We start from the raw sequence: 22,752 nt of genomic DNA, 5'->3' as shown, positions 1-22,752 counted from the left end.
CACATGCCAGCCGAAAGCAAAGCGAAGGTCATCGAACGAAATCGCGCGCCGCGGGTGCAGATCGCCTACGACGTGGAAACCTACGGTAGCCCGACGACGATCGAATTGCCGTTTGTCATGGCCGTGATGGCCGACCTTTCCGGCGCTTCGCAAACCAAGGAAGCGTCAAAATCGGTGCTGGACCGATCCTTCGTCGAGACCGACGCCAACCGCTTCCCCAAATTCATGGAGGCGCTCGGGCCGCGCGTCAAAGCCCGGGTGAAGAACACGCTGCCGCAAGCCGAAGGCCAGGAGCGCGACGAGGAACTGGCGCTCGATCTGACCTTCACCAAGATGGGCGATTTCGCGCCCGACAGGGTTGCCGAGCAGGTGCCGCAACTGGCCGAGATCCTCAAGATGCGCCGCCAGCTCGAGGAACTGCTTGGCTTCATGGACGGCCGCGCCGACGCCGAAAAACGCATCGCGCAGCTTCTGAACAACGAGCCGCTGCTTGGCAAAATCGCCAGCCAGGCACTGGCCGACGACGACAAGGCAGGGGAGTAAACCATGGCCGAACAGCAAAAGACCGCCGCCGTCGCCGCCGAGGCCGAAGCCATTAACCTCGACGAATTCAGCGGGCTCCTCGAGAAGGACTTCAAGGTCAAGAAGGACGACAGCGAGAAGCTGCAGCAACTCGTGCGAAATCTCGCGCTCGCGGCGCAATCGCGTTCCGATACCACGAGCATCTCATCCAATGCGATCAAGTCAATCAAGTCGCTGATCGCGGGCATCGACAAGATGCTGACGACGCAGGTCAACGAGATCCTGCACGCGCCGGAAGTGCGTGAGATGGAAGGCACATGGCGTGGCCTCTGGTACCTCGTCAACAACACCGAGACGGATCAGAAGCTGAAGATCCGGGTGATGAACATCTCCAAGGAGCAGCTGGCCGACACGCTCGAAGACTATGAAGGCCAGATGTGGGACCAGAGCCCGATCTTCAAGAAAGTCTATACGGATGAGTATTCGATGCTGGGCGGCGAGCCGATCGGCTGTGTGATCGGCGCCTACGAATTCTCCAACCACCCGCGCGATGTCGGTCTGCTGCGCAACATCTCCGGCATCTGCGCCTCAGCGCACACGCCGTTTATCGCAGCGGCCTCGCCGCGCCTGTTCCGCATGGACAGCTGGCAGGAATTGCCCAACCCGCAAGACCTGCAGCAGATCGTCTCCAACCCGGCCTATGCCTCATGGCAGTCGCTGCGCGAGAGCGAGGACGCCCGCTATATCGGTCTGACCATGCCGCGCGTCCTGGCGCGGCTGCCCTATGGCACCGACACCGTTCCGGTGAAGGGCTTCACTTTCGAGGAAGAGGTGGAGGGCGATCACAACAAATATGTCTGGATGAATGCCGCCTTTCCGATGGGCGTCAACATCAACCGCAGCCACAAGCTGTTCGGCTGGGGCACGCAGATCCGCGGCGTCGAGAATGGTGGCACCGTGCTCAATTTGCCGGTCCACAGCTTCCCGACCGATGATGGCTCGATCGCGATGAAATGCCCGACCGAAGTCGCCATCGACGATCGCCGCGAGGCCGAACTGGCTAAGCTCGGCCTGATGCCGATCCTGCACCGGAAGAACACCGATCTGGCGGCCTTCATCGGCGCCCATTCGCTGCAGGACGACGAAACGCGCGCAGGCCGGCTGGTCGACCCCGACGCGCAGTCGAACGAAAGGCTGAGTGCCAACCTGCCCTATCTCTTCCCGGTGTCGCGCTTTGCGCACTACCTCAAGGCCATTGCGCGCGACAAGGTCGGCTCGTTCAAGGAGCGCTCCGACATGCAGATCTGGCTGACCGAGTGGATCAACCGCTATGTGCTGGCCAACCCGGCCTTCGCCGACGACAAGGCGCGCGCCAAGCGCCCGCTTGCCGCGGCCGAAGTCCAGGTCGACAGCGTGGAAGGCCGGCCGGGCTACTACAACGCCCGCTTCTACCTGCGCCCGCATTACCAATTGGAAGGGATCAACGCCTCGCTGCGGCTGGTCTCGGAACTGCCGTCCGTGAAGACCTGATTTGCAGCAACCAGACCTTGTTTTGTTTGAAAGCGGTGGAGAAAGACAATGCCAGTCAAGATTGATGGTTTTCTGAAGGTTCCCGACATCAAAGGGCCCAGCACCCGCGACGGCCACGATGACGAGATCGAAATCCATGGCGTCGACTACAAGATGGTCGCACCTTATGATCCGAATTCGCTGTCACGCCGTGGCCGCGTCTCCATGGGCATGATCAAGTTCATCAAGCACTACGACAAATCCTCGCCCTACCTGAAAAAGGCTTTGTTCGAGAACAAGGCCTTGGATGAAGTGGTGTTCTCGGCTCGCCGGACCATCGATGGCGAGACCAAGGATTACCTGGTCGTCACGCTCACCGACGCCTCGATCATGGAATATGACATGTCGCAGGCCGAGGACGAGGCCGATCTGATCCAGGAAGAGGTCAGCTTCGCCTACAAAAAGATAAAATTCGTCTATGACGGCAATGATGAAGCCGAAATGGATGTCTATGTCGGCAAGTGAGATTGGGCGGCCCGGCGCGGGCAAGCAACAGATCGCCGGTGGCTTGCGGGCGAAAAGCGAGGCCGTCCAGCCGTCGCTTTGGGATCGTCTCGTCAATGACCTGCCGGGCCTGACCTCGGAGATAGAGGGGCTGCGCCATGTCCTGCTGGACGAGCTTGGCGCGGACCGTCTCGAAACCCTCGTTGCCGGCAATGCGCGGACCATCGATGCCGATGCGGAGCTGACGCCCGATCAGAAACGGCGTCTGCATCGCCTGGCCTTCCAGACCCAGCACCGCGTCGAGATCGAAAGCCGTGGCGTGGTGGTGTCGGCCCGCGTGCTCCGGGAAGCAGTGCGGCGCGACATCGAGGCGCTGTTCAACACCGAGCGCTTCGAGGCCACGCCGCTGCTTTCCGACCTGGAAAACGAGCAGATGGCGGACAATCCGCCGTCGCTCGCCGATTTTCCGGAGGTGCGTCGAAGCGTGGTCAATTACGGCGTGCCTTCCTTCTCGGGCAGGTCGTCCCGCGACTTCGACCGTGACGTGCTGGCGCGCGAAATCCGCTCGGTGCTCGCCACCTTCGAGCCCCGGCTCAAGGAAAGCGCGACGAAAGTTAGCGTCACCCTGGGCGACAAGACCGTGGGCCTGAAGATCGAGATAGACGCCGTGCTGATCATGACGCCCACACCGGAACGCATGCGCCTGCGCACCACGATCAATCTCGACAACGGCTTGGCGCGGACCGAAATTAGGGACGCCTGAGATGGACCGGGTCTTCGTCGAATATTACGAGGAGGAACTGACCCATATCCGCGGCCTTGCGGCGGAATTCGCCGACATGCATCCGGCGGTGGCGCGCAACCTCTCCCTCGATACGGTGCCCTGCCCGGATCCTTATGTCGAACGGCTGCTGGACGGTGTCGCCTTCCTCGCCGCGCGTACCCGACTAAAGGTCGACGCCGAGCGCTCGCGATTTTCGCGCAGCGTGCTCGATGTCCTCTATCCCGATCTCGTCACGCCGGCGCCGGCAACGGCAATGGCGGTGCTGAAACCCGGACAGCAGGTGCAGACCATGCCGACCGGCCACGTTGTCAAGCGCAACACGCGGCTGGTCTCCAGCCTGCAACCCGGCCTGTCAACGCGCTGCACGTTCTCGACCGCACAGGACATGACCTTATGGCCAATAGCGATCACTTCGGTCAGCTATTTTCAGGATCGCAGCGCGCTGGCGGCGGCCGGCATCGGACCGATCGGCGGCATCGCCGGCGAGGCGGCGCTGCGCCTCGCGCTGACGCGGACCGGAAAAGGCAAACTCGACGAATTGGCGCTCGACCGGCTCGACCTCTATTTTGCTGGACGCACCAAGGCGCCGCTTCTGTTCGACGCCATTTTCGGCTCTTGCGTGGCCATTGGCGCACGACCGGAAGGCAAGACCAACCGGCTGTCGCCCTTGCCGGCACCCGAAATGGTCGGCATTAGCGACGACGAGGCCTTGATGCCGCGCACCCGCCCGACATTCGAAGGTTACCGCCTGCTGCGCGAATACTTCATCATGCCGGAGCGCTTTCACTATGCGCGGGTCATGGGACTGCAACAGGTGGTGCGCAAATGCGAGGCCGGACTGGAGATCATCTTCCTGTTCCGCCGCCGGGTGCCTGAACTCGCCGACCTGACGCCGGCGGATTTCGAGCTTTTCGCGACGCCGATCATCAATCTGTTCGAGCGTGAGTGCAACGTCGTCGAGCTCGATCAGCGCAAGACGCGGCAGGTGCTGCACGCCGACCGCACGCGGGCGCGCGACTTTGAGATCTATCGGGTCCTGCGCGTCGAGGATGCCGACAATGAAGGCAGCGACGCCGAGATACCGGAGCTGTTCAGCCTCGGGCAGAACCGCGGCAGTGGCTGGGTATATTCGACGGAGCGGCGCCCACGCCGGGCAACGGAGGATGAACGGCGTGACGGCCTGACCCGCACATCATACACCGGGGACGACGTTTTCCTGGCCGTATCGCGGCCGCTTGGAAACCCCGCGAACCGGCCGTTGAAGCGTCTCGACATCATGGCGCTTTGCACCAACCGCGACCTGCCGATCCTCGACGACAATCCGACCTTGACGCTGGAGGCCGGTGATCCGGTCGAATCCGTCCGACTGCTCGGCGCGTTGCGTCCACCGCAGCCGGCCATCCCCGCGGCACTGCCCGCCGGAGCCGATGGTGAATCCCGAGCCGACGATCTTGCCTGGCGACTGGTGGCGCAGCTGGCGCTCAATTTCTTGAGCCTTGCCAAGGATGGCCGGGGCGTTGATCCGCTGCATGCGCTGCTCGATCTTTATGCCGATCGGGGCGATCCAAGCCTTGCCCGCAACGTGCATTCGATCGTGCGCATCGACTCGCGGTCGGTCATCGAGCGACTGCAGATCGACGGGCCGATGTGCTTCGGACGTGGCACTGAAGTGACGCTGCATGTCGATCAGTCGGTGCTGGCCGGGCAAAGCACCTTGCTGCTGTCGGCCTTGCTGGCGCGGCTGTTTGCCCGTCATGCCGGAATAAACGGCTTCGTGCGAACCCGCACGCGGCTGCTGCAGAAGCAGGAGGATGTGCCATGGCCGATGACGCCCGGCAATCGCTACCTGATCTAGACAAGACGCCTGATCTAGACAAGGCCGGCCCGGACCGGGCCGAAGGTCTGTCTGAAGGATTCGACTTTTTTGAACTGCTGCGCCGTCTCGAGCAGCGGAGCGGCCTGTTCGGCCATTCCGGACGCCCCGACCGCGAGCCGGCAAGGCTCGGCCAGCATGTGCGGTTGGCCTTTTCCGCGCGGGACCTGGTGCAATTTCGCGAGGCCAGCGACAAGGCACCGGCCCGGGTCACGGTTGCAAATCTCGGTCTGTTGGGACCTGAGGGCCCAATGCCGCTGCATCTGACGCGCTGGGTGCTCGACCGCCTGTCGCAGCGCTGGTTCGGCGGCGCCGATTCACAGCAGACCAGCGACACGACCTTCGTGGACTTCGTCAACATCCTTCAGCACCGCATGATCGCCCTCTACTACCGCGCCTGGGCGGATGCGCATCCGGCGGTCCAGGTCGAGCGCGCGGTCGGCGGCCGCGTTCGCGCCATGCTTGAAGCGATGGCGGGGATCGGGCTTCCCGGAACCCAGAACCCTGATCTCGACACCGTCAGGCTTCGGCAAGCCGCTTCGCTCGCCAGTCAGATCGATGGTCCGGAACGGCTGACGTTGTTCCTGGCGGAAGCCTTCAGGGTGCCGGTTCAAATCAAGGAATTCATCGCCGCCTGGATAACCATTCCGACCGGGCTGCAGACGCGCCTCGCGAAAGCCTATGCGGGGCTTGGCCGGGGAGCGACGATCGGCCCGCGCGTTTTCAACCGCCAAAGCAGGATCGAACTGCGCGTCGGCCCTCTCGGCTTCGACGAGTTCAAGGCGTTCCTGCCGGGAGGCTCGCGCCACAAACTGTTCAAGCAGGCCGTTCGCGACATGGTCGGGGAGACGCTCGATGTCGACCTGCGCATCGTGCTGGCGCGCGAAGCCGTGCCGCCGCCGCGTATCGGCGCGGTCCAGCTCGGCCGGACCGCCTGGCTTGCGCGCCCCGCCGAAAGGGGCGATGCTGACGATCTGCGGCTGCGGACAATTGTCGGATGGCGGCCGGAAATGGCGGGGGTCGCGGCATGAGCCTGCTGCTGACGCTGGAGCAAGGGCCACGCACCCAGGCGGTACGGCAGACCCGGCTGGACCAAGGCGAACTGGTGATCGGCCGCAGCGCCGACGCAGGCTGGCAGATCAACGATCCCGACATGTTCGTTTCCCGCGCCCATTGCAGGATCACGGGCGGGCGAGACGGCTATTTCGTCACCGACACGTCGAGCAGCGGACTGTACATAAACGACTCCGACAGCCCGCTCGGTGCCGGTCAGTCGACGCGCCTTCAAAGCGGCATGCGGTTGAGGCTTGGCGACTATGTCGTCCATGTCGACCTGCAGACGCCAACCGCCCAGGCACCGGCAGCAGCCAGCCAGCCGGTTCCCGAACGCCTGCCGCAGGCATCGCGGGGGCCCATAAGCATCGGCGGTGACGACTTCTTTTCCGCCAAGGTCGAGGAAGAGCCGCGACGGCCACGACCGGCCGATCTGCCCAACCCGTTCGAGCAGCCGGTTGCTGGCGCATTCGAGCGTGCCGCTTCCAGTCAGCGCAGCTCGCCTGCTTTCGATGACCCGTTCAGCCTCGATCCGGTTTCGACGCCTGGGTCGACGGGCGTTGATCCTCATCCCGAAACCGGCAGTGCGGCAAGCTTCGCGGATCCGTTCAGCATCGATCCGGTGCCTTCTCTTAACCGCCCAACTGAAGCCGCCGCCGGAAAGCCGTTCGAATTCAATGATGACTTTGGTTTCGGACCAGCGGCCGCTCCAAGTTCGGCAAACGGCGTCGGCTCGAACGGACAGCGTGAGCGCATCGCCTCACGGCCGCAATCCGCCAATCCCTGGGATCTGCCTGTGCAGGCAGCAGACGCCCCAGCGCGGACGGGCGCTGCCGCAAAACCTGCCCGCCTGCCGGCAGAGGCGCAACTGGGGGACACGGCGCTTCGCTCCGCATTTTTGCGCGGCATGGGTGTCGAGGAAGCCGATTTCCCCGGACGCGACAGCGTCGCGGAAATGGAGAAGTTCGGCCGCGAATACCGGCTGATGATGGAAGGCCTGATGCAGCTTCTTCGCAAGCGGGCCGAGGAAAAGGGCAACGCCCGCGTCGCCCAGACCATGGTCGGGGCATCCGAAGTCAATCCGCTCAAGTTCCTGCCGACAGTCGACGACGCCATCGTCACGCTTATCGCCGAGCGCAGCCCCGGATTTCTCGCCGGCGAAGCGGCAATCGCCGACGCGGTTCGCGATCTCGCGCAACACCACGTGCGCGCCTGGCGCGGCGTGCAGGCCGCTTTGCGACGTATGGTCGACCGTTTTGAGCCGGCGGCGATCGAGCAGGAGCTGAAGTCGAATTCGGCGCTCGGCAACCTGCTTGCGGGCGGGCGCAGCGCCAAGCTGTGGGAGCTTTACCAGAAACGCCATCGTGAAATCGCCGAGAGCGCCGAGAAAAGCTTCCTTGGCGAAATCGGCGCTGATTTTCGGGATGCATATGAGGAGGAGTGAGACATGATCGATCGACGTCAATTCGTTGTTACCCTTGGCGCGACTGGACTGCTTGCGGCTTGCCAGAGCGGTCCGCCGAAACCTTCGGTGATCACCGTCAACGTGTCCGGCGGGGCCGGCATGAACCCGGGACCAGGCGGCGGCGACCGGCCGGTGACAGTTCTCGTCATGCGGCTCCGCAGCACCGGCAAATTCAATTCCGCCGACTACTTTGCCCTGCAGGGCGATGCCGGCTCGGCGCTGGCAGGCGATCTCATCGGATCCGACCAGATCGCCGTCGGGCCGGGGAAATCGGCGTCCAAGACCATCACCGTCGAACCGGACGCGGCGGCGCTGGGCTTCGTTGCGCTGATCCGTGAGCCGACCGGCAGAAACTGGCGCACGACCAAGTCGGTGTCGTCGGGATCAAAATTCACGATCAATGTCACACTTGGCAGCGGCGGTATTTCCGCCTAGCGGCCAGGGCAAGGGGAAGCTCGATGCGGAGAGTAGCGGCATGAGCGATGCAAATAGGGTGCTGTGGTCCGAAGGGCTTTTCCTGCGGACCCAGCATTTCCAGCAGCAGGATCGCTTTTTCGAGGCGACGGTGCGCGGCGCGTTGCAAGCCGGACAGTTGCATACGTTCGGCTTTCAACAACTGACGCTGGACCAGGCGTTGCTCGATGCCGGCCAGGTCGCCATCCTGTCGGCTCGCGGCATCTTCCCGGATGGGACACCCTTCGCCATTCCAGAGATGATGGACGCACCGCGACCGTTGCCGGTCACTCCGGACACAGGCGCCGGATCGGTGCTGGTCGCTTTGCCGCTCGAGCCGCCCGGCGGTATCGGTTTCGATCCCGCACACGCCGCCGCCTCGGGCGCGCGCTACCATGGGCGGATCGTTTCGGTGCGCGACGCCGTCCAGGGCGGTTCGGATCCTGAAGAAATCGAAATCGCCCGTCCGCAGGCGCTGCTGCTGGCACCCGGCAAATCGGTTGGCGGCTACACCGCCTTGCCGATCGCCGACCTGAAGGGGGTTCGAGCCGATGGCGGCGTCTCGCTGGACGAGACCTTCCTGCCGCCGACGCTGGTGACAGGCGCGGTCGCCTGGTATCGGCAATTGCTGCAGGAAGTCGTCACGGGACTAGACCAGATCGCCGAGGCGCATGGCAAGATGGTGATGGGCGGACCGGGGCGCAGCGTCGAAGACCTGCTGATGCTCAACCTCGCCAATGCCGCACGGCCGCGGCTAGTCCACATGCTGGCGCAGGACGTCTTCCATCCGGCCGAGCTCTACCTGGAACTTGCCGGGCTAGCCGGTTCGATGGCGACCTATGGCTCGAGCGCGCGGCGGCTGGGTGAGTTGCCCGCGTATGATCACATGGCCCCAGGCCCAGCCTACATGGCGCTGGCGGATGCGCTGCGCTCGCTCATCCTCAGCCTGCGCTACATCGAGCCGAAATCACGGGCGCTGCCGGTCATGCGGCATTCGACCAATGTCTGGAAAATTCGCATCGACAACCCGAAGCTGCTGGTCGCCAGCCGCATCGTCATCCGGGTTGGTTCGGAGCTGTCGGAAGACGCGCTGCGCAAGATATTCGTCAACCAGGCGACTGTCGGCTCGGCCGACCAGTTCGAGGGGCTGTGGAAATCGCGTTTGCCCGGCATTCCGCTGAAACCGCTTCATTCCCAGCCGCGCGAGATCCCTTACGACGGCGATCGGCTATGCCTTGAGCTGGACCAGAAAAGCGAGCACTGGGCGTCGCTGCTCGATGCCCCCGGCTTCGTCATCGGCGTTTCGGGCGTGTTGCCGAGCGAACCGCAGGTGGACTGCTATTCGGTGAACAGGTGAGATGATGAGCCGCGATGATCCTTTCGGACTGTCGGAGGATCGCGAACGCACCCGCATAAGGCTGACCGGCGCGCCGATGCCGCGGCCGATGGCGCCGCTATTGCCGGGCGCGGCGGTCAAGCGGTCTCGAACCCACCCGAACGCGCTCGTCAACGCATTCGCGCCCTTGCTCGAATTCGCGCCCGAGCTTGAAAGTGCGCTGGCGCCGGAGAACCCGGAGGCGTTGCGCACCCGATTGCTCGAAGAACTGGTTCGGGCACGCGACATGGCAATGGCGGCGGGGTCCTCGCTGGAGCGGGCCGACCAGGCGGCCTGGGTGGTGGCGGCGTTGCTCGACGATCTCGCTTTGAACACGCCATGGGGCGGCGCCAGCGCCTGGCCGAGGCAGCCGCTCGTGGTCATGCTGCGCGGCGACGTCGATGCCGGCACGCAGTTCTTCACGCGTCTCGACGAACTCGAGCGCCACCCCAACCGTGACCGCGAATTGCTGGAGCTGCAGTATAATTGCATGGCGCTCGGCTTTCGCGGCAAATATCGCGTGCCCGGCCGCTCAGGCGACCGCTCGCTCAATGCGGTTCGCGTGGCGGCGGCACGCTTTCTGCGCGACGCCGACGCCGAAGGCGCGCCGCTGTCGCCAAACTGGAAGGGCGTGATCGCATCCGACGAGCCGCGACGCTTCATCGTACCGATCTGGGTCATGGCGGTCGGCGCGGCGGTCGTCGCCACGGCCATCCATATCGGGCTGTCGATGGGACTGAGCAGCCAGGCGGTCGAACTATCAGCCCTTGTGCGCGCATTGCCGCCGCCTGAACGGGGGAGCATCACCCGGACCTCGCCCAAGGTCGACGCCCCGCCGCCGGAGAAAGTGGATTTTGCCCTGTTGCCGGAATTCCAGGCTGGAGCGCCTGCCGACCTCAAATCCGCCCTCAGCGGCACCGAGAGCGTTTCGCTAGCCAAGCTGATCATCCAGGCCTCCAACCCCGAACTGTTCCAGTCGTCGCGGCCGCAACTGAGCGACGGCTTCGAGCCGCTGATCGGTTCGATCGCCAAGGTGATCCTCGCCAATCAGGAGTTGATCGGGAACATCACGGTGATCGGTCATACGGACGGCGTACCCTTGCAAAAGACCAATCCGCTGTCGACCAACCAGCGCCTGTCGGAGGCGCGTGCCCAGACGATCGCCGACATGCTGGTCCAAAACGGGGTGCCGCAGGACCGCGTTCATTCCGAGGGCCGCGCCGCCACGGACCCGGTTGCCAGCGACAGCACGCGCGAGGGGCGAGCCTTGAACCGCCGCGTCGAGGTGCTCGTCGAAAAGAGGCTGTGAGATGTTCATCCTGCGCTTCCTCTGGGCGGTCCTGACGTCGCGCTGGCTGTGGACGCTGATCGGCATCACGCTGCTTTCCTTGGTCATCTGGGTGTTCGGTCCGATCGTCAGGGTCGGTCCATACGAACCCTTCGCTTCCGAAAATGTGCGCATCGTCATCATCGCGCTGCTGGTCATCTTCTGGCTGGTCTGGCTGATCGTCGCCCAGCGCCGGGCGATCCGCGCCAACCGCATGTTCGTCGCCGAGATCGCAGCACCCGTGGCGGAAAAGCCGCTCAGCCCCGGCGAAGAGAACGTCGCCGCCGTGGGTGCCAAATTCGCCGAGGTGATGGCCGAACTGAAGCGCCGCAAGCTCGGCGGACGCAAGTTCCTGCGCGAGATGCCATGGTACGTGATCGTCGGGCCGCCGGCCACCGGCAAGACCACGGCCTTGCGGCAGTCCGGACTGAATTTTCCGATCGACCTCACCGACGATCTGCAAGGGGTCGGCGGCACGCGCAACTGCGACTGGTTCTTTTCCGAGAACGCGGTTCTGATCGACACCGCCGGCCGCTATGTCCAGCAGGAGAGCCAGCCCGATGTCGACGCGGCGGAATGGCTGGGCTTCCTCGACCTTCTTAAGAAGCATCGCGGCCGCCGCGCGCTCAACGGCGTGATCGTCGCGCTTTCGATCGACGTACTTTCGGAGGGCGACGAAGCCATCAAGGCACACGGCCGCAAGATCCGCCGCCGGCTGGCCGAACTCAACGACCGGCTCGAAATCCGCCTTCCGGTCTATTTGATGCTGACCAAGGCCGACCTGATCAGGGGTTTCGAGGCTTTCTTCGGCGGCCTGTCCACCGCCTCGCGCGAACAGGTCTGGGGAACGACCTTCGCGCTGGATGCGCGTGTCGATGCCAAGACCATCGAACGCGAAATTTCAACGCTGGCGACGGAACTCGAGCGGCGGCTGGTGCCGCGCCTGGAAGACGAAGACAAGCTGGCCGCCCGCGCCGAGATCTTCCGGTTTCCCGCTCAGCTCTCCAGCCTGTCCGAACCGATCCAGGTGCTGGTCGAGACGATGTTCGGCGAAAGCCGGTATGAAGAGGCCGCCTGGCTGCGCGGCCTCTATTTCACATCGGCAACGCAGGAAGGCGCGCCCATCGATCGGCTGACCGCGGCGCTGTCATCGTCCTTCGGCCTGCCGCCACGGCGGGCCCTGCCCGCGCCGAGGGTCGAGAAACGCAGCTTCTTCCTGAAGAACCTGCTCACCGACGTCATATTCAGGGAAGCCGGCCTCGGCACGTTCGACCCGCTGGCGCAACGCCGTCGCGCCTGGATGTGGCGCGGCGCGGCGACCGCATGTGCCGCGGCGGCCTTGCTGGCCGGAGGGCTGTTCACCTGGTCCTATTTCGACAACCGCAACGCGATCACGGCCCAGGCAAGCCAGTTCGAGGCACTGCAAACGCCGCTGACCGCAACTGCAGCAAGCCCGGCATCGGTGCAGCAGCCCGCCATGGACGGAGCGCTCGAAGCGATGGACGCGGTCACAAGCGCCCGGACGGCACCACCGGGCGCGCCCCAGGATCTGCTGGGGCCATCGGCCTCGGCGGAACTGGTGCGGGCTCAGACCGACACTTACGACCACGCCCTGCGCAACGTGCTCGAGCCGCGAATGGTCGCGCTGCTCGAGGCGACCATGTGGCGGCAGATCCGCGATCCGGATTTCATGCTCGGCGCGCTGAAGACCTATCGCATGATGACGGGGTTATCGCAGATGGACCCCGATTTCGCTGAGAATTGGTGGGTGAACAGCCTGCCGGAATTCGCGGCCGCGGCACCATTTCCAACCGCCGATGCCGAAGAGCATCAGCTTGCCGCCATCCGCCGCATGGCGGTCGACGAAAGCTATGTCGCACCCGACCAGGCGCTGGTCGCCGAAGCGTTGAAAACGGTGTGCACGATTTCGTTGCCGGCGCGTGCCTACAAGCAGTTGCTGGCCGATCCGGCTGTGTCCGGGCTCAAGGAGTGGATCCCGGCCAATTTCGCCGGCCCCAATGGGGGCAAGGTGTTTGCGCGGCGTTCCGACAAAACGCTTCGCGTCGGGATTGCCGGAGCCTTCACCTATGCCGGCTTCCACGACGCCATTCTCGACCGAATCGACGATGTCGCCGCCCAGGCGGCGCTCGATCGTGCGGTTTTCGCCGGCGGCTGCTCGGAGAATTCCGAGACCTCGGTCTCGGCGCTGTCCGAGGATATTCTGAAGCTCTACTATGACGACTACATCGCGCAATGGGACAGCTTCCTGCGCGACATGCGGCTCGCGCCATTGACCGACCTCAATGTCGCCAGTGAAAATCTGAAGGATCTCTCGAGCGCCGATTCAGCGCTGAAGCGGCTGCTGACCGCGGTCGTCCAGGAGACCGAACTGACGCGCTCCGACGACGCCCCCGCCGACAACAAGGCTGCGGCCAAGGGCGCCTCGAAACTGCTCGGCAAGCTTGGCAAGCTCGGCAAGCTGGCGACATCAGGTGCGAAACTGCTGCCCCGGGCCGGGTCAGCCGGCGAGGTGGACCTGACCGGCAATCTGGTGGCCGAACATTTCAAACCGCTGAAGAGCACCATTGCCGAGGTCGACGGCCAGCCGCCGGCGCTGGATGCCGCCGTTGTCGCGCTGACCGCGCTGTCGAACGTCCTGCAGACGGTCACCGCGAACCCCAATCCGCAGGATGCCATCAAGAAGCAGGGCGGCCTTGCCGAGCTGACGGGTGCGGTCGCCAGGCAAGCACAGATCCTGCCCGACCCGATCAACGCCTGGCTCGGCGGCATTGCCGGGGATACCAGCAATTTGACGCAAAAGGCGGTCACTTCGGAACTCAACGCCATCTGGCGGGCGGACATATTGCCTTTCTGCCAGGCGGCGCTCAACGACCGCTATCCGTTCAGCCCCGACAGCGCGGTGGACGTCAATGTGCGTGATTTCGCCCGTTTGTTCGGACCGGCCGGACTGATCGACGGTTTCATCAACGACCACCTGATCAACTATGTCGACACCACCAGCCAGCCGTGGAAATGGCGCGCCGATTTCGGCCTCGATCCTTCGGCGCTGGCGGCGTTCGAGCAGGCCAGGCATATCCGCGACGATCTCTTTCCGGGTGGCACCGGGCCGGTGATGAGCTTCACGCTCGAACCGAAAGACCTGTCTCCCAACGTCACGCGCGTGACGCTCAATCTCGATGGCCAGACCCTCGTCTATTTCAACAATGCGACGCGGCCACAACCGATGACGTGGCCCGGCAAGGACGGCACCGGGGTCATCTCGCTCGCCTTCCAGCCGATCGACGGATCGCCCGAAATCATGCTCAACGAGACCGGGAGCTGGGCGTGGCTGCGGATGCTGCGCGCCGGTCGTTTCGCCGCCACGTCGTTGTCCGATGTCTACAGCCTGCGCCTAGGCACGAAGGGAATGTGGGCTGATTTCGAACTCAAGGCCGCCAGCGTCGAAAATCCCTACAATCTGCAAATGTTCAAGAAATTCTCATGTCCACCGCAGATATGATCGTTGGCTTCTTCGGCAAAATTCCGGCGACCGGAGACTTCGTCGCCGCGAACCTGCCGCGGACTTTCATCGACCGCTGGGACCGCTGGATGTCGCTGGAATTGCTGGCGCGGCCGGACGAAGGTGACCTCGATCCGCGTGCCTGGCGCTTCATTGTGCAGCCCGGTGTTTTCGGCGACCAGCCCTGCGCCGGCGTGTGGCGGATGAGTGAGGATCGGGTCGGCCGGCGCTATCCGTTCGCGATCGTGCGGCTTGGCCCGCCGCCCGAGCCCGGCGATCCGTGGTTCGATGCGATAGCCGGTTTTATCAAGGGCACTATCGAAGACCATTGGATGACGGTAAAACTGAGTGAAAAGCTTGCAGCACTTGCCCCGCCGGCAACACAAGGCGATGCGTCGGCAATCGCTTTCTGGTCGGATGATTGGCAAGTAAACGAATTTGGCTTCGCCGACATCCACGATCTCGCAGCGCACGGCCTCCCGGCCATGCGAAGCGCGCGGCTTGAAAAAGAGGGCCTGTAAGACATGGGTCTCACCGTCTACGCGGAGGGCATGGGCTTCTTCCACAAGGGAAGCGACGGCAAAGGCATTGCGCCCGGCGATGTCTGCCTCAGTCCGCCGCCTCCGCCCACCGGACCGGTGCCTGTCCCTTATGTAAATATGCTCTCTTCGAGCGATCTTTCCAAAGGCAGCAAGAGCGTCAAGTTCGATGGGGGCAACCCGACAGCGCTCGAGGATGCGTCCGAGATTTCCACGAGCACGGGCAACGAAGCGGGCACACAGGGCGGCGGTGTCATTACCCACAAGACGAAGGGCAAAGGCGTCTTCCAGCTCTGGTCGTTCGTCGTCAAGGTGGAAGGCAAGGGTGTCGGCCGTCATGGCGACATGATGGGTCAGAACGAGGCGAGCAATCCGCTAAACTGCATCGATACGGCTGCGTTCAACAAATTCCTCAAGAAGCTCACTGCCGCCGAGAAGAGCGTAAAATGCGACCCGCCCTATTCCGAAGCGTGCCGGCCCTCCCGAAAGGCGGAGCAGCGCGACGCGGTCAACGGCAAGCCGTGTTGGCAATGCAGGCCCAAGGCAACGCAATGGGCGCCGGGCAAGGCCAAGAGGCAAAAGACCTTCAATCCGGACGGCACGTCGGAAATGAAGAATTACATGACCCACGACCATCAGCCACCGCTCGCGGTTGCGTGGGAGATGGGCGGATGCAACATGCAGCCGAGCCCGGGCGCTTTCAAGGAGCATTTCAGTACAGCTGAATCCGTCAAGCCGCATTGCCGAAGCTGCTACCAGGCTCAGGGCTCGCCCGCGGCAAAATATGCGAAGAACTTCATCGATACCGTACCTGGCCCGATCTGAGGACGTCGCCGATGCCAACCACCAGCGAGATTCGCGAACAGTATGTCGAGGAACTCCGAAGCATACTTCCAACCGTGGAAGCATGGTGGGACGGCGTTCAGGCCGAACTCACCCCAGAGATAGCATGGAAACGCTGGCCAACCGGTCCGGGCGCGCATCCTCGTGTGCTTGCGGTTTTCCGGAAATACTATCTGCGGATCGAAGCAGCCAATGACGAAGTCCTGGAAAATCCATCCGAACAGGAAGCGTCGGAACGCTGGGGAGTCGACGATCACGGAGAAGAGGAAGACATCCAGAGTCCCGCCGATTGGCTGCTTTTCGATATCGCCGCCGTCGCACCGGACTTGAAGGAACTCACCGACGGGATTTGTTTCATTCCCGTCGGCCTGAACGACGAGGAAGAAGTGGTCTGATGCCGCTCATAACTCTCTACAGCACCGACCTCGGCATCAGGCGTCTGATGGCGCAGGTCAAGAACTATTATCCCGCTGGCCGATATGGTGATCCCATAGGCATCGAGCAGTCCGGGCGCGCTCATGCTGAGCTGTTCCAACAATACCGCGGCTATCTGCAACGCGCTTTCGATATCGCGGTTCCGTGGTGGGAGGCCATCATCGAAAATCGCTCGGCGCTAGGCGGAGGCCGCCAAGATGCGATAGAAGACGCCTTCAACAAGCAGGTAGCCGGCGCCGCATCCAGCCCATACGTGGTTTGGGTCATACGCAAATTCTGGCTCTCATCCGAAATCATCAACGAAACTCTGCCGCCTAGCCAGCGCGTCGCACCGGACAAGTTCCTGCTGCAATGGCTGATCGATTCGAATGACACAGAGCTGGTCCGTCTGGTCGCCTGCATGCCTTACTGGCCGATTGGCCTCGATGAGAATGGCCATTGGTGCTGAACGATGGTCTTTGCTGTATGGGTCGAGAATCGAACACCCTTCGCCGCCGCCACCCATGTGCAGCCGAACGCGGATGGTCAGGAGATTCTGGTCGCTATGTTCTCCGCAAGCTTCGAAGCGCCGGAACAAGCAGCGTCCCTAAGGCCAGCTGACGAGCAACTGCCAGTCTTTTTTGGCGACGAGCCCTTTGGCGAGCCCGGTCTTTCATCGATCCGCCACGAGGCCGACATTGCGCCGGTGAAGCCGAATGCGGAAGTGATCGTTAACGGAACTGCCCACGCCCCGAGCGACAAGCCGGTACGCGAAATGCAGATTGGCTTGAGGGTCGGCGGTATCCGAAAAGTGCTCAACGTCGTCGGCGATCGAATCTATGACGCGGGCAGCTACAGTGCGCCAAACCCGTTCAGGACGATGCCGATCGTTTACGAACGTGCTTACGGCGGCAGTACGTCCGACGGCAGGATGGATCCTCGCAATCCTGTTGGCGTCGGCTTCCATCACGCCATTTCGGCGGATTCAGCGGTGAGGACCCAGGCCCCCAACATTACCTATCCCGGCGAGCCTTTTCTCAATCCATCCGACAGACCGAAACCAGCGGGCTTCAGCGCGATCGCCCGTGGCTGGCAGCCGCGCCTCGGCTTCGCCGGGACTTACGATCAGAATTGGATAGACACTCAATGGCCGTTGCCGCCAAAAGATTTTGATCCGAGGCATCATTTGTGCGCGCCGGCGGATCAGCGGTTACCACAAGTAGCGGCCGGTGAAGATGTAACATTGCTTGGACTTACGCCAAATGGACGCTGGGATTTTCGCTTGCCAAGTGTCGTGGCGCCCATCAGGCTTCTTTTCGACGACCGGATGGAAGAGCGTGCTTTTCAAGCCGACACGATTGTCATCGAACCCGATCTGCGACGGGTAACGTTGAAGGCCAGACTATCCTTCGTGACCCGCCGTAATGGCCCTGCGTTGCGCGAAATCGTCTTCGGACATGTGACCCCTGCATTCCTTGTCGCACGTCGCAAGCGCAAGGCCTACCTGTCTCCTCGTGGCGGCGATGGGTCGTTGCGCGGCAAGCCGGTTTGGCAGCCGTGAAGCGCCCGCTTTACGTGGCCGGCGCCGGCGCGGTTACCCCCGGCGGTCTGAATGCGCCGCAAACCATGGCGGCGATCCGCGCCAGCCTCTCCGCCTTCCAGGAGAAAACGCTTTTGGAGCCACTTGGTGCCGTCCAAATCGTTTCCCGAATCCCTTCCCATTACCAGTTGCGTCCTACCGACGGCGCATGGCTCGTCAACATGGCGTCGCGCGCCATTGTCGAGGCGTTGCGAAAGAGTGTGGCCGGCCCGGCGGCTACGGCGATCCTGCTTGCCCCGCCCGAAAGCTTCCGCAATCATCCGGCATACAATGATATCCCGCCATCCGGCTTTCTTGCGGCCGTGATCAAGGCAACGGGCAATCGCTTCCACGCCGGCTCGCGTGCGATCGATGGTGGCGCGGCGGCAAGCGTCGGCCTTCTCGATCGAGCGGTGGAACTGCTGGAGCAGCCAGACGTCGGACAGGTCCTGCTTGGCGGAGTCGACAGCCTCGTCAACGAGACCGATCTTTCCCGACTTGGCAAAGCCGGTCGCCTCAAAGGTGCGGAAAACGCGCAAGGCCTCGTGCCTGGCGAGGCCGCCGCTTTCGTTCGGCTGACGCGGGAGCCGGAAGGAAAGGCCGCGGTGGTGGCTGCCATTCATGGCGTCGGTACAGCCCAGGAGACTGACAGGGTGCTTTCGGACCGCTATAGCCAGGGCCGCGCCATGCTCAGCGCCTTGCGCGATGCGGTGAGCGGATCGGGACCATCGGAACCAGATATCAATTTCGTCGTTAGCAACGGCAATGGCGAGCGGTACAGCGGCTGGGAAATGCTGATCGCCCGTCCCCGCTTCTATCGCACCCGCCGTGAAATCCTGCCCACTGCCTATCCGGCGATGACGATCGGCGATATCGGCGCTGCCGGAGGGGCGATGGCCCTGATGCTGGCGGCTGACAGTTTTGTGAACGACTATGCGCCGGGGCCGACCGCCATCTGCGAGGTGGCTTCCGAAGGCGGCCTGCGTGCCGCCGCGGTGATGGCCGGTATGACCCGCCGCTGAACTCAAAACGCCGTTCGTTCACATCCAGGCCGGGAACCGGCGCGTCCTGCGCCAATCGGTCAGCGGCGCATCCGGTTTGGCGAGTGCGGCGCGTATTTCATCCAGCCGAAGCCTGCGCATCGAATGGAAGGTCTCGTGATTGCCCCCGCCGCGCCCCTCGTCCCACCATGCCGTCACGCGATCGGCGACCGGAAGCGGGCTGGCGGTCAGGGATTCAAATTCCTTGCCGAGCACGGCCGGGTCTGTCGTGAACAGGTCGGTATCATTGAGATCCACCTCGAACAGATCGCGCAAGGCCAGCCCGGCGGCGAAGACAAGCTCTGGCTCACGCATCTTGGCGATCAGCCAGGGCATGACCGACCGGTCGCCAAAGAGGCCGATTGCCGCTGTCGCGGCGGCGCGCAAGGCAGGCTGCTTCAGACGGTCCTGCAACCAGCCCTTGCCGGTCTTTAGGGGCGTCGTCAAAAGGCGCATCTCGATCGCAGGCGGCGCGAGCCCCGGCTCTGCCAGCACGATCCGGTCAAGCACCGGGTGAGCCGAGCGCGCTTCACCAAGAAGGCAAGCCGCAAGGGCGGCCGTCAGGCGTTCCTTCGGCGAGTCGCCGTCAAGTCCGTCCAGCACCGCCGGAAGCAGATCGCGCCGTTTGAGCCCGCCGGCAAGCCGAAACGCACGCCTGCGAACATCCGGGTCCGGATCGCTCAGCAAACCGCCGAGGCGTGCACCGGGATCGACGCGATGATGCCAGAGTGCCGCGAGGCCGAGGCCGCGCAGCCGCGCATCGCGCGCGTCCAGCCATTCCGCCACGAACGGACTCAGATTTTCGCGCGGCGTGCGCGCGATCGCGCCGGACAGGCCCGACACACCAACCTCGCCCAGCGTCGCCGCGGCGTCGACCACCGAGGCAACGGCTTCGGCCTCGCCCCAGCGCAACGCCAGCACGCCGAGCACGAAAAGCTCGCCGGGCTCGGCATAATCGGCGAAATGCGCCTGGGCAGCCTCCCAGCCGGCCTTTCCGGAAGCCATCAGCCCTTCGAGATTTGCATTAAGGCGCTGGTCGATGCGGCCGATATCGGTCTCGCCCAGGATCGGACCATCGATCTCAAGGCGGCGCCGGAACCAGAGGAAGGCCGCGTCGCTGGCGTGCTGGTCCACGATGGCGGCGATAGACGCGATCCGCAGCATCATGAACGCCTCAGTTGAGATGGATGGCTCCGCCACGGATGCGGTTGGTGCCGCTGGCGTGGCTCGTTACCTGGTTGCCGCGAATTGTGATGCGCCCATCCTTCTCCAGGATGATCGACGCCAGGCCGCAGCGCAGTTCCACGCGTTCTTCGCCGCTGATGACGACACGGTCGCCGTCGCGGACAACTGACAGTTTCCTGACCTTGTGAGCGGGGTCGACGATGCGTCCGACGACCAGCGGCCGTGCCGGATCACCATCCTCGAACAGGAGGGCCAGTTCCGAACCGATCGCCGAAACGTCCAGTTCGGTCAGGCTGCGCGCTGCAGTCGCAGTTTCGCGTGGATTGCCTACAAACACCACAAGCGGCGCCCCGTCTTCGAAACCGATGAGCAGGCCGATCACGACGCCGTCGATACGATCCAGCACTTCCATGATGACGCCCTCAATTGTTGTTGATGGTGCTTCCCTTGACGATGACGTCGCCGTCGGCCTTGACGGTGATCTTGCCGCTGCCCTTGATCGTAATGTCCTTGCCGTCCGCGACAATGGTGCCGTCCTTTTTCATCGTGATCGACGCATCGCCGCATTTGAGCGTGATGGAGTCGCCGGCTTCGATCACAAGTTTCTTGCCGACCTTGATCGAGCTGTCTTCGGCGACCTGAATGCCGCTGCCCTTGCCGACCTTGAGCGCATGCGCTCCACCAACGTCGGTGGCGTCATCCGCGCCGATCTTGGCGGTTCGTGCCTTGCCTATCTCGGACGACTGCGCCCCGCCGACGGCGAAACTCTGATCGGCGCCGACTTTGACGCTCTGCGCCGCCGCTATCGTCCAGCTGTCCGCGGCCCCGATGTCGTGGCTCTGCGCCGCGCCGACGGTGACCGACCGTCTCGCGCCGATCGTATTCGCCTGCAGGCCCCCCACGGTTCGGGTCTCCGATGCGCCGACGGAATCGACACGCGCCGCGCCAACGCTCACTGTCTGGACGATCGCGACGGTCTGGGTGTGGTTGGCGCCGATCGTCTCGGTGGAGTTTGAACCGATGCCGATCGTCTCATTCGATCCGACCGTCAGCGAGCGATTGACGCCCACCGTCTCGGTGTCGTTGTTGCCGATATTCGTGGTCTGGTCGACGCCGACCTTGACCGTCTTGTTGTTGCCGACGTCCTCATCGAGGTTGTGGCCGACGGAGTGCTTGGCGTCGTGGTCGATGCGGTCGGACTGGTCGTGCTGGACGAGCTTGGTGCGGTCGTGCTTGATCAGAAGGTGGTGGTCCTTCTGCGCCTGGAAATTGACCAGTTCGGAGCCGGCCTTGTCCTCGAACATCAGCTCGTTGTAACCGCCGCCGCCTTTCGAAGAGTTGGATTTCCAGCCCGATTGCGTTGCGTTGCCGGGCAAGCCGTAGGGCGGCATCTGCGAGGCGTTGTAGACCCTGCCGGTGATTATCGGCAGATCAGGGTCGCCTTCGAGGAAGTCGACGATCACCTCCTGGCCGATGCGCGGTATCTGGATGAAGCCCCAGCCGCTGCCGGCCCAGGTCTGCGAAACACGGACGAAGCAGGAACTGTTTTCGTTCTTCTTGCCCAGGCGGTCCCAGTGGAACTGCACCTTCACCCGGGCATATTTGTCGGTGAATATCTCCTCGCCGGAAGGGCCGACCACCGTCGCCGTCTGCGGCCCGCGCATGATCGGCCGCGGCGTGATCCGCGGCGCGCGATAGGGCAAGGCAGTCGGTGCGACACCCAGCACGAGTTTGAAATTCTCGCTGTGGGCCTCGTTCTGGGTTCTGTAGCCCGGGTCGAACAACCTGTATTCGGCGCTGACCACCAGATATTCCTGGTTCTGGTCATCGCGCGGAAAACTTTCCAGCTTGAACGTACAGCCGGAATGGAGGCCGCGCACGGTTCCGACCGCCGTGATGCGCTGGTGCACGGCCTGGAGTTCCTCGCGCCGGATACCGGCCAGGGTGTCGCCGCGCCCCACATCGAGATGGGCGCCGGGCTGGCGATAATTCTCGCCGGAGGCTTCCTTGTGGCTGAACGGCTGAGCGGACTTCGCCATCAGATCGGCGCCGGGCTTCTGGAAATCATAGTCGGTATGGGCATAGGCCCCCGGCCGCACCGAACTGCCCGGAATCCATTCGGTGATGTATTCGACATCGCGCCGAGAGGCATGTCCCTCGAAATTGTAAGGTATCTTCTCGTAGCCCGGCGCCGGCTTCAGCTTGCTCATCGCGTCGCACAGCACGAGCGTGTGCTTGCCCTCGTCATGCTCGAAGAAATAGAAGATGCCTTCGTGCTCGAGCAGGCGCTGCACGAAATCCAGATCGCTCTCGTCGTACTGCACGCAGTATTCGCGCGAGGGGTACGACCCTTGCAGCCGCTTCTCGAACTTCGCCGTGCCGTATTTCGAGAAGATCTTTTCGACGATCTCGACAGCGGTCATGTTCTGAAATATCCGGCAATCGGTCGCATTTCCCAGAAACCAGAGCCACGGCCTGACGACCGTTTCGTAGTAGGCCAACCGGTCCTCGATGCGGGTCAGGCGAAATTCCGACACCAGGCCGCTGAACCAACGCTTCGGATCGGATTCACCTTCGACCGAAACCATACCGCCCAGCATCTTCAGCGGATCGATATCGTGATCCGTGCTCACGAACCCGACCGTGTAAGCAAAACAGCGGCTGATCTCATCGCGTCCGACAAGATGGGTGAAGGTCAACAGTTCAGAGCCAACCGGTGTCTGGACAACGGTGGCACGTTCGTTCGGCATGGGTCGTGCCCCTCCTG

At 63.4% G+C, this 22,752-nt stretch carries 20 protein-coding genes; 17 read left to right on the top strand and 3 right to left on the bottom strand.

The features are described from left to right. The first annotated feature begins 3 nt into the window (after window positions 1-3). The 17 genes from tssB to ACVWWD_RS13125 are packed head-to-tail and all read left to right on the top strand — an operon-like array spanning window position 4 to window position 18,782. Complete coding sequence (gene tssB / locus ACVWWD_RS13205; protein ID WP_352552492.1) at window positions 4-543, top strand: type VI secretion system contractile sheath small subunit; 540 nt, start codon at window positions 4-6, stop codon at window positions 541-543. Between the two features lie 3 nt (window positions 544-546). Continuing rightward, window positions 547-2,052, top strand: a complete 1,506-nt coding sequence (tssC, locus tag ACVWWD_RS13200) for a type VI secretion system contractile sheath large subunit (protein ID WP_023772873.1) — start codon at window positions 547-549, stop codon at window positions 2,050-2,052. Between the two features lie 48 nt (window positions 2,053-2,100). Beyond that, on the top strand, window positions 2,101-2,556 hold the full coding sequence (locus ACVWWD_RS13195; protein ID WP_023767750.1) for an Hcp family type VI secretion system effector: 456 nt from the start codon (window positions 2,101-2,103) through the stop codon (window positions 2,554-2,556). Continuing rightward, the gene (gene tssE / locus ACVWWD_RS13190; RefSeq protein ID WP_023772872.1) at window positions 2,543-3,298 is read left to right on the top strand and encodes a type VI secretion system baseplate subunit TssE; all 756 of its coding nucleotides are present in this window, start codon (window positions 2,543-2,545) and stop codon (window positions 3,296-3,298) included. Before ACVWWD_RS13195 ends, tssE begins: the two co-directional genes overlap by 14 nt. A 1-nt stretch (window position 3,299) precedes the next feature. Then, the gene (tssF, locus tag ACVWWD_RS13185) at window positions 3,300-5,174 is read left to right on the top strand and encodes a type VI secretion system baseplate subunit TssF (RefSeq protein WP_352552495.1); all 1,875 of its coding nucleotides are present in this window, start codon (window positions 3,300-3,302) and stop codon (window positions 5,172-5,174) included. Continuing rightward, window positions 5,138-6,223, top strand: a complete 1,086-nt coding sequence (tssG, locus tag ACVWWD_RS13180) for a type VI secretion system baseplate subunit TssG (RefSeq protein WP_352552497.1) — start codon at window positions 5,138-5,140, stop codon at window positions 6,221-6,223. The genes tssF and tssG overlap by 37 nt, the downstream gene beginning before the upstream one ends. Beyond that, window positions 6,220-7,689 carry a type VI secretion system-associated FHA domain protein TagH gene (tagH, locus tag ACVWWD_RS13175; RefSeq protein ID WP_352552499.1) on the top strand — a complete coding sequence of 490 codons (1,470 nt, stop codon included), beginning with the start codon at window positions 6,220-6,222 and terminating at the stop codon, window positions 7,687-7,689. The genes tssG and tagH overlap by 4 nt, the downstream gene beginning before the upstream one ends. 3 nt (window positions 7,690-7,692) lie before the next feature. After that, window positions 7,693-8,145 carry a type VI secretion system lipoprotein TssJ gene (gene tssJ, locus ACVWWD_RS13170; protein ID WP_023772868.1) on the top strand — a complete coding sequence of 151 codons (453 nt, stop codon included), beginning with the start codon at window positions 7,693-7,695 and terminating at the stop codon, window positions 8,143-8,145. A 40-nt stretch (window positions 8,146-8,185) separates the two neighbouring features. Next, window positions 8,186-9,520: a type VI secretion system baseplate subunit TssK gene (tssK, locus tag ACVWWD_RS13165; RefSeq protein ID WP_023772867.1), complete on the top strand. Its 1,335-nt coding sequence runs from the start codon at window positions 8,186-8,188 to the stop codon at window positions 9,518-9,520. 4 nt (window positions 9,521-9,524) lie between these two features. Further along, complete coding sequence (gene icmH / locus ACVWWD_RS13160; protein WP_352552518.1) at window positions 9,525-10,847, top strand: type IVB secretion system protein IcmH/DotU; 1,323 nt, start codon at window positions 9,525-9,527, stop codon at window positions 10,845-10,847. 1 nt (window position 10,848) lies between these two features. Further along, entirely contained in the window at window positions 10,849-14,385 is a 3,537-nt protein-coding gene (tssM, locus tag ACVWWD_RS13155; protein ID WP_352552503.1) for a type VI secretion system membrane subunit TssM, read from the top strand. After that, window positions 14,367-14,906, top strand: a complete 540-nt coding sequence (gene tagF, locus ACVWWD_RS13150) for a type VI secretion system-associated protein TagF (RefSeq protein ID WP_457103113.1) — start codon at window positions 14,367-14,369, stop codon at window positions 14,904-14,906. The genes tssM and tagF overlap by 19 nt, the downstream gene beginning before the upstream one ends. 3 nt (window positions 14,907-14,909) lie before the next feature. Further along, a complete protein-coding gene (locus ACVWWD_RS13145) occupies window positions 14,910-15,749 on the top strand; it encodes a PAAR-like domain-containing protein (RefSeq protein WP_023796341.1) in 840 nt (279 codons plus the stop codon). An 11-nt stretch (window positions 15,750-15,760) separates the two neighbouring features. Then, window positions 15,761-16,162, top strand: coding sequence for a hypothetical protein (locus ACVWWD_RS13140; RefSeq protein WP_031252567.1), 402 nt, complete (start codon window positions 15,761-15,763; stop codon window positions 16,160-16,162). A gap of 47 nt (window positions 16,163-16,209) precedes the next feature. Next, window positions 16,210-16,650, top strand: a complete 441-nt coding sequence (locus ACVWWD_RS13135; protein WP_156940030.1) for a hypothetical protein — start codon at window positions 16,210-16,212, stop codon at window positions 16,648-16,650. Between the two features lie 3 nt (window positions 16,651-16,653). Continuing rightward, window positions 16,654-17,742 carry a DUF2169 family type VI secretion system accessory protein gene (locus tag ACVWWD_RS13130; protein WP_352552508.1) on the top strand — a complete coding sequence of 363 codons (1,089 nt, stop codon included), beginning with the start codon at window positions 16,654-16,656 and terminating at the stop codon, window positions 17,740-17,742. After that, window positions 17,739-18,782, top strand: coding sequence for a hypothetical protein (locus tag ACVWWD_RS13125; RefSeq protein WP_457103112.1), 1,044 nt, complete (start codon window positions 17,739-17,741; stop codon window positions 18,780-18,782). The genes ACVWWD_RS13130 and ACVWWD_RS13125 overlap by 4 nt, the downstream gene beginning before the upstream one ends. A gap of 18 nt (window positions 18,783-18,800) precedes the next feature. On the opposite strand, the gene ACVWWD_RS13120 is transcribed toward ACVWWD_RS13125, so the two are convergent. The 3 genes from ACVWWD_RS13120 to tssI are packed head-to-tail and all read right to left on the bottom strand — an operon-like array spanning window position 18,801 to window position 22,735. Continuing rightward, the gene (locus ACVWWD_RS13120; RefSeq protein WP_023796346.1) at window positions 18,801-19,967 is read right to left on the bottom strand and encodes a hypothetical protein; all 1,167 of its coding nucleotides are present in this window, start codon (window positions 19,965-19,967) and stop codon (window positions 18,801-18,803) included. 7 nt (window positions 19,968-19,974) lie between these two features. Further along, a complete protein-coding gene (locus ACVWWD_RS13115) occupies window positions 19,975-20,397 on the bottom strand; it encodes a DUF6484 domain-containing protein (protein WP_435054041.1) in 423 nt (140 codons plus the stop codon). A gap of 10 nt (window positions 20,398-20,407) precedes the next feature. Beyond that, a complete protein-coding gene (tssI, locus tag ACVWWD_RS13110; RefSeq protein WP_352575773.1) occupies window positions 20,408-22,735 on the bottom strand; it encodes a type VI secretion system Vgr family protein in 2,328 nt (775 codons plus the stop codon). Window positions 22,736-22,752: the final 17 nt, after the last annotated feature.

The organism is Mesorhizobium sp. URHB0026 (assembly GCF_054059755.1).
This window is presented reverse-complemented; position numbering and strand designations above follow the sequence as displayed.